Annotated in this window: 6 protein-coding genes; 2 read left to right on the top strand and 4 right to left on the bottom strand. The window is 35.9% G+C overall.

Annotation, left to right across the window (positions count from 1 at the left end; translation table 11 throughout):
* Positions 1 to 2,454 (bottom strand): SusC/RagA family TonB-linked outer membrane protein (locus VNJ50_RS15135; RefSeq protein WP_325583131.1); only part of this gene is annotated, 2,454 nt, incomplete at its 3' end.
* Between the two features lie 216 nt (positions 2,455 to 2,670).
* On the opposite strand from VNJ50_RS15135, the gene VNJ50_RS15130 reads away from it, so the two are divergent.
* The gene (locus VNJ50_RS15130) at positions 2,671 to 3,420 is read left to right on the top strand and encodes a DeoR/GlpR family DNA-binding transcription regulator (protein ID WP_325583130.1); all 750 of its coding nucleotides are present in this window, start codon (positions 2,671 to 2,673) and stop codon (positions 3,418 to 3,420) included.
* 389 nt (positions 3,421 to 3,809) lie between these two features.
* On the opposite strand, the gene VNJ50_RS15125 is transcribed toward VNJ50_RS15130, so the two are convergent.
* The 3 genes from VNJ50_RS15125 to VNJ50_RS15115 form a co-directional block, all read right to left on the bottom strand.
* Positions 3,810 to 4,289, bottom strand: a complete 480-nt coding sequence (locus tag VNJ50_RS15125) for a hypothetical protein (protein ID WP_325583129.1) — start codon at positions 4,287 to 4,289, stop codon at positions 3,810 to 3,812.
* Positions 4,290 to 4,778: 489 nt separating this feature from the next.
* Positions 4,779 to 5,342: a GNAT family N-acetyltransferase gene (locus tag VNJ50_RS15120; RefSeq protein ID WP_325583128.1), complete on the bottom strand. Its 564-nt coding sequence runs from the start codon at positions 5,340 to 5,342 to the stop codon at positions 4,779 to 4,781.
* Positions 5,343 to 5,375: 33 nt separating this feature from the next.
* On the bottom strand, positions 5,376 to 5,828 hold the full coding sequence (locus tag VNJ50_RS15115; protein ID WP_325583127.1) for a nucleoside deaminase: 453 nt from the start codon (positions 5,826 to 5,828) through the stop codon (positions 5,376 to 5,378).
* A gap of 505 nt (positions 5,829 to 6,333) precedes the next feature.
* Between VNJ50_RS15115 and VNJ50_RS15110 the strand changes: the two genes are divergently transcribed.
* Positions 6,334 to 7,637, top strand: a 1,304-nt coding sequence (locus VNJ50_RS15110) for a TonB-dependent receptor plug domain-containing protein (RefSeq protein WP_325583126.1), incomplete at its 3' end; no start/stop codon positions are given.

The raw sequence follows: 7,637 nt of genomic DNA, 5'->3' as shown, positions 1-7,637 counted from the left end.
ATTGTCATTTCTTACTGGTCGTTTCCCGCGTAATCCAAATAATGAGCCATTAAGAACTGCTGCGCCAGCAGCGGAGTTTCTGAAAGTCCAAGAATCAGATAAATATACTTCGGATAAGAAGCCAGGCAATTCTTTGACCTTGCTTTTATTGGTGCCAAAGTTAAAATCTAAATCCCAAGCTACTTTTGAGGTATTAGGAAGCATTTGTAATCTTAACATGGCTTCAATACCATTGTTCGTGATAGAGCCACCATTAAGAGTGGCATAAAAGGTGCCTGTTGTAGGCGGTACTCTAATGTCTCTTAAAATTTGGTTGTCGGAGGTGCTTGTATAATATGTAAGATCTAATCCAATTCGATTTTGTAGGAAGCGGATGTCGGTTCCTATTTCAAAACTATTGGTAAATTCAGGTTCTAAATTAGGGTTTCCAACGGTCTGACCGTTCCACGTATAGGCTGAACTGGCCAAGCCATTTAGATTTGTTCCCAATGAGCTTTCTAAAGCTCCAATTGGTGCATCCTTACCTACTTGAGCCCAAGTGGCTCTCAATTTAAGATAGGTTAAGCCTTTGTCAGAAGTAATATCATTTCCGTAAATTTTGAATAAGTCACTAACTACGGCAGACATCCCTACTGACGGATAAAAGAAGGATCTCTTGTCTTTTGGAAGTGTGCTTGACCAGTCATTACGTCCTGTTAGGTTTAGGAATAGTGCGTTTTTCCAGCCAAATTTAAGTTCTCCAAAAACACCTACAATACGTTTTCTTGTTATAAGCTCTGAAATCTCTTGATTTTCCTTTAGAATATTACCGATACTGTAAATGCCAGGAGCTAGAAAAGATCTTCCAGAGGTGTACGTAGTTCTGACATCTAACTCTTCAACAGATTGACCGATCATCCCATCAAAAGAAAAGTCTTCGGTAATATTTTTTTGATAATTTAAAAAGATATTGGAAGTTAATTGTGTGTGGTCTTTTTCAAATTGACTGATATAACCATCTTCTCTTGTGTCAATTAAAGAGCCATCTCCAGTGATTTTTTTGTTGAATTGGGTGTAGTTATCTGTTCCTATTTTATAAGAGAGGTTAAAATCATTTAAGAAATTATAGTTCAAACTTATAATGCCGATCAATCTTTTAGTTTCATCAGTATTTGGACTGTTCATCACACTCCAATATGGATTGTCAAATTGTTGGTCCAAGAAAAAAGATTTTTGCGAGCCATCTGCATTTAAGTAATCTTTGGCGTTTACGTCCGCTGGATATGCCAATAAGCTTCCAAAACTACTCCCAGAGGCATTTCCTTGCTTGCTACTAGAGATATCTGTAGTGATGTAATTTGCAGAAACACCCACAGTGAAATTGTCAGTTACATTTGAGTTGACATTAACTTTGAACGACGTTTTGTCATAACTAGTCCCTTGTATGACCCCTTTTTGGGATAGGTCACCAATGGACATATAAATATTGCTTTTTTCAGTGCCTGAGGAATAACTAACGTTATGGTTTTGTGTGCTTGCGGATTTATAAAAATCTTCAATATTGTTGAAAATAGGTGTGCCTGCAGTTATAGCTTGTCCAAAAGATAAAGAGGATTCCGGGTCGTATGTAATGCCCCCTGGAGTTCTTACTTGAGCACCCTTTCCAAAAGAGGTTTGAATATTAGGTGTTCCGATAACTTTATCTGATGAGATAGAGCCTGAATAAGTAACTGTGCTAACACCTGCTTTACCTCTTTTAGTAGTGATTATCACGGCGCCACCGGCAGCCTGAATCCCATATAATGCAGCAGCAGCTGGACCTTTAAGTACAGATACATTTTCAATGTCTTCAGGGTTGATGTCTGAAGCTCTATTGGTACTTGCAACTTCTAAACTGGAGCTGGTGGAGTTATCAATTGGAATTCCATCGACTACAAATAAAGGTTGGTTGTTTCCTGTAATAGATGATCCGCCGCGAATCAAAATAATAGAAGAAGAGCCAGGTGCACCACCAGAATTTACTACAGTAACTCCAGAAACTTTACCCTGTAAACTGTTTACCATGTTGTTCTGGTTTCCATCCATAAGTGCATCAGAATTTACAGCTTGTACAGCATAGCCTAAAGCTTTCTTTTCCCTTCTGATACCTAAAGCCGTAATAACAACTTCATCCAAAAGGTCTCCAGGCTCAAGGATGACATCAATTGCTCCTGAGGTGGTGACCTTGATTTCTTTGGCTTGATACCCTATATAAGAAAAAACGAGAATCGAATTTAATTGGGCTTCAATAACATAATTTCCGTCAAAATCTGTGACTGTACCTACAGAAGTGCCTTTTACCTGTATGGCGGCACCCGATAATGGGAAATTGTCGTCACTTGATTTGACAGTTCCTGTAATTTGTACACTTTGAGCGAATACACCTTGAACAAAGCAGAAAACAAATAGGAATTGCAATAATAATTTGCCTTTCATAATGAGTGGTTTTTGTTAAATTTATGTATCAAATATAATAGAATTATTTAAAAAATGCATAAAAACAGCATGAATAAATTAATAATTATGCATAAAAGATGCAATATTAACTTTGAATCAGTATTTTTAGAGCAGATTTCTGATTGTTTTAAACTCAATTTGCTGGTATTTAAATAATATTATACTTTTCCAAAGAAATTCACTACCTATTTTATTATGAAGAAGAATGATAGACAAAGATTGATTGTAGATATGGTCATGCGGCATCGGAAGGTTGACTCAGATCGACTGGCAGTTGAATTGGATGTTTCTGTCGATACCATTCGACGGGATCTGAATGAATTGGACGAAAAAGGTATGCTGACCAAAGTTCATGGGGGCGCAGTATCTTCCATGCAAAAGTTGTTTCAATATAATGAAGTTGCTGTTTTTAATAGAGAGGAGAAGAAAATTATTGCTGAAAAGGCAATTCCATTTTTAGAAGATGGCATGGTGGCAATTATTAGTGGGGGTACTACCAACTTGGTATTTGTAAGCGCCTTGCCTAAAAGCTTGAAAGCCACCATTTATACGTTCAGCCTAGAAATAGCGTTGCAATTAACCGATCACCCTCATATTGAAACTGTGTTTATAGGTGGGAAAATCCAAAAAAAATCATTAGTAACCAGTGGCATTGATTGTTTTCAGGTATTATCCAAAATACATGCTGATATTTGTTTTGTTGGTACTAGTGGGATTACTCTGGAAGAAGGTATTACTGATGAAGGTTATGAAATTGCTTTAATTAAAAAGGCCATGATCGATTCTTCAGATAAGGTGGTGTCCTTGATAACTTCGAATAAGCTTAATATACGGCACAACTATTCTGTGTGTCCTCTTTCAGAAATTTATGCAATTGTAACTGATTTGGAAAGTGATCATCAAATTTTGAAGGACTATGTAGCAAGGGGGGGATTGATTTTATGATGGCTTTTCAGACTGGTAGAAATAGGATGGTACTATCGATTTAATTGGACGATTCCATTGGCGACCAACAGGAACATAATGAAGCTATGAAGATATAGAAGCTTAAATAAGATGCATTTTTAAACATTTTTGGATAGAGTTTTTAGTTGAAAAAAGATAATAATAGTTTTTTGCGAATTGGATTGTTGATTGTTGATTGTTGAGGAATTGTCCAAACCTTTAAAAGCTTTTGGATAATGTTATGTTTATAACTCTTGGTATAAATTATTTTACTATTTGCTGAAATTCCTTTAAAGTTGTTGAGGAATGGTTCAGATGGAAAGCGTGTTAAAGTGTCTAATATGATGTGTTTTATCAAGTAGGAAGTTGCATGTGGACAACCACATAGTTTATATGTTTTGTTGTAAAGTGTTATTTATTTCAAAGTTCAAAAATTCTTTAAACATTCTGATTAATCTCTTATCCTCATTGTTTGTTAAATTCAGTACTATAATTAAACAAATAGGAAAAATAAAATAAAACGGGATCGGAATTCCTAAATTCATTGAAAAATCTAAAGCCATCATAATTAATGGAATAATTAGAATTAAAAGCAATAGATATTTACTTCTTGTTTGTAAAGCAATTTTTGTTTTAAACTCGTTTAACTCAGTTAAATTTCCATTCGCTATAATATCACTTTTACGATTAATGTCCAATACTAAGTTTGAACCAAAAGAAAAATTAAGGCTTATAATGAAACTATTTTCAGTTTGCCATTCAAAATAGAATTTTTTTTCGTCACGGTTGAGAATCTGTTTTAAACTTTCAATGTTGGTATTGACTTCGAAATATTCGTCTTGGGATTTTATTGATGTTAGTAGATTCATTTGATTTTATTTTATTACAATTTCAACTAAAGTCAAATTTAGTTGTTGGTTTAAGAAATGAGTTTGTTTTGAACTCGTATTCTTGCTGATTTTTTTCTATGTTCGATTTCTATGTTTAATTATTTCTTTACTAAAGTTATCAAAATTAAAACCAATGCTATAATTGCAATTATAAGTGTTATATACCTTAGAAATCCTATGCTCGCATCAGCATTAATATATATGATAATCATAGCAATAAAGGTAAATACCACTGATAAAGTTCCTTTAAGTTTATTTTTCATGGCTTTAGAATAACTTCTTTTAGCAACTAAGTTTAATATTGCTGCCGTACATCTATGTTTTTGATCTGATTTAACTTAGGGTTTTTCATTATAAATTAAGTTATGTCATTCCATTTGTTAAATAAGGTTTGGAAAATCTTAAATATTGACTGAAAGCTCATAGTTTATTAAACATTCAATACAAATATTTAAGCTCAACCATGCCTTAATCCCTCAAATTCCATAATAAGATGTTCCAATGATCAGTGGCATCCTTAAAGGTATGAATGGATTCAAAACCAACCCTTTCATGGGCTTTCATGGAGCGTTGATTGTCAAAGGAAACTTCCGTTAGGCAAAGTTCAAATGTATCAGCGTAAGCTTCTTTGTGCTTTAAGTACAGGTCGTTAAAAATACCTTGGCCCCTATAATCTTCGGAAATACATATTTGTCCCATCACGTAATAATTGTATGTATTAAGGGCTTTGTTTTTGTAAGTTAAGCTATCAAACATATCAAACATTGGGGTCAACACGGGGATCATTTTTCTAAAATCGGTTAGCATCACCAAAGCATAGCCGACCACTTTGCCATTGTGTTTTGCAATAATCTGTTTGGCAGCATGGTTCATCTGCCGTAGCAAGTCCAGGTTGTGTTTTACGGTTACAAAACCATTGGCCATTTTGTCATCTACAGAAATACTGTCGCGATGGTTGGAACTTTGGAGTTCAAGAATTTGGTTGAGGTCGTCATCCGATTCTGCAAATTTTATTTCAATAGAGGTATTCATAGTTATCAATTGGACGTTGTTTGTGTTTGATATTTAGGTGCTTAAAGCAGCGCATTCTTCTTCCAATATGCCGTTTATTAAAGTAGGTGGTGCCGCCCATCGTTTAATGGTAGTGTCTAAAAGTAGTGGTAATTGTGAGCTGAATCCGCCAATTTCTCCAGTAGTAATTCCTATGACCACGGTCGGTATTTTTAGCTGTCGGATCACATACGAACACATAATGCAAGGTTCGTGCGTGGTGTACAAAATACAGTCAGATAGGTCTTGGTTCCCAATGGTTTTAGTAGCATGTCTTATGCCCTCAATTTCGGCGTGGTAGGTGATGTCTTTATGTGTTTTTCCGCCTTCAATGCCTTCACCGATAATCTGCCCCTGTCTAACAACAATCGATCCGACGGGGCTATCGCCACGCTGTTTCGCTATTTTGGCAAGATTAATACAGATCCTCATAAAGGATTTGTGCTGTTTTAAGTCGGTTGCGTCCATTAGATTGTTTTTTTATTCTGATCGATAGGTCTATAGAGCAGTAACAGTCGCTAAGGTCCTCAATAAGCCTTTTATTGGTTTTGACGTGAATGCAATATATCCTTTTTTTTCATTTTTTTTGAAGGTATTTATATATCAACATTTAATCATTTTACTCTTAAATGACATTGGTTTATCAAAAGAAAGTTTTCTGCTCTAATAGGTCTGTCAATCCTTATGAATGGTCTGAAAGGACATTTCAACTGACTATTGGATGTGTTAGTACCATGCTTCAATATAGATGTTTAGCTCGAGTTTTCTGACAATATTTAGGTGGTAAATCTAAATAATTAGTATATGTTCAATGATTTTTATAAAATACTGCCAAATCTATATTAGATATAAATACTTCGTAGAGACTTTCATGTTGTCTATTGGTAAAACCATGTCGTTCATATAAATTCTTTTATAATAAGGTATGTAATGGATAGCTTGGTGTAACTAATAAAAATGAAATAACTAAATTATGAAACAAAATTTACGAAAACTTTTCTTGTTTTCTTTCTTCCTTATAACCGTTCAAATGGTGTTTGGGCAAGAAAAAGAAATTAAGGGAACTGTAACTTCCAAAGCAGATGGACTTCCGCTCCCGGGAGTTAATGTTGCAGTACAAGGCACCTCCAATGGTGTTCAGACCAATTGGGACGGTAGTTTTTCATTAACCGCTAAGGTTGGCGATATTCTTAATTTCTCATATGTTGGTATGAAGACCAAAAGCGTGACTATAGGGACTGACACTACCATTAGTATAGCTCTAGAAGAAGATGTAGAATCTTTAGGTGAGGTGGTTGTTACCGCCTTAGGGATTAAGCGCCAAAAGAAGGAACTGGGTTATGCTGTACAAGAAGTTCAGGGTGATGACTTGGATCGGGTTATTACTACCAATGTGGCTTCGGCACTTTCTGGTAAGGTGTCTGGTGTTGATGTGTCTATGCCGGCTACCGGTGCGGGTGGTTCTACCCGAGTTATTATTCGAGGGATCTCAAGTATTGGAGAAAACAACCAACCTCTGTACGTGGTTGATGGGATTCCTATAGACAATACAGGGCTTTCAAATGATAATGATGCCAACAGCCAATGGTTTGGCGGTCGGGATGACGGTGATGGTATTTCGAGTATCAATCCTAATGATATTGAGAGTCTGTCAGTATTAAAAGGTGCAGCTGCAGCGGCTCTTTATGGGTCACGGGCATTGAATGGCGTAGTGTTGATAACGACTAAAAAAGGTAGCCAAGGTAAGCTTCAAGTAGAATTAACTTCAGGAATCAGTCTCGACCGTGTGAATATCAACTATAAAGACTTTCAAACTGAATATGGTAGTGGAAGCAATGGCCGATTGCCTAATATTAAAAGAGGACCATCTGAAGTGTATGGTTATACAACCAGCTCATGGGGTCCAAAATTCTCAAACAGTGTTGGCGAAACCGTCATGATTTTTGATGGCTCAACAAAGCCTTACCAAAGGGCCACTAATGCCAGCGATTTTTTTAGAACAGGCTATACCACCAATAATGGCGTATCCTTATCGGGTGGAAGTGAAAATGCATATATCAGATTTAGTTATAACAATATAAAAAACGAAGATGTCGTACCAAAAGCAGGTTTGGAAAGAAACAGTTTTAGCTTGAACGGTACTTTAAAAACAGACAAGTTCACTTTTGATGCTAAAGCCAATTACATTACGGAAGGTGCTAAAAATAGACCAGACCTTGGAGATTCGCCTAATAACCTTGGGTATTCACTAAGCGGTTTGGCGCCCAACATAGATCA

The organism is Gelidibacter sp. (genome assembly GCF_035577925.1).
Lineage (GTDB): Bacteria > Bacteroidota > Bacteroidia > Flavobacteriales > Flavobacteriaceae > Gelidibacter.
Note: the sequence above shows the minus strand (reverse complement) of the source record. Positions and strands in the feature narration are given on the sequence as shown.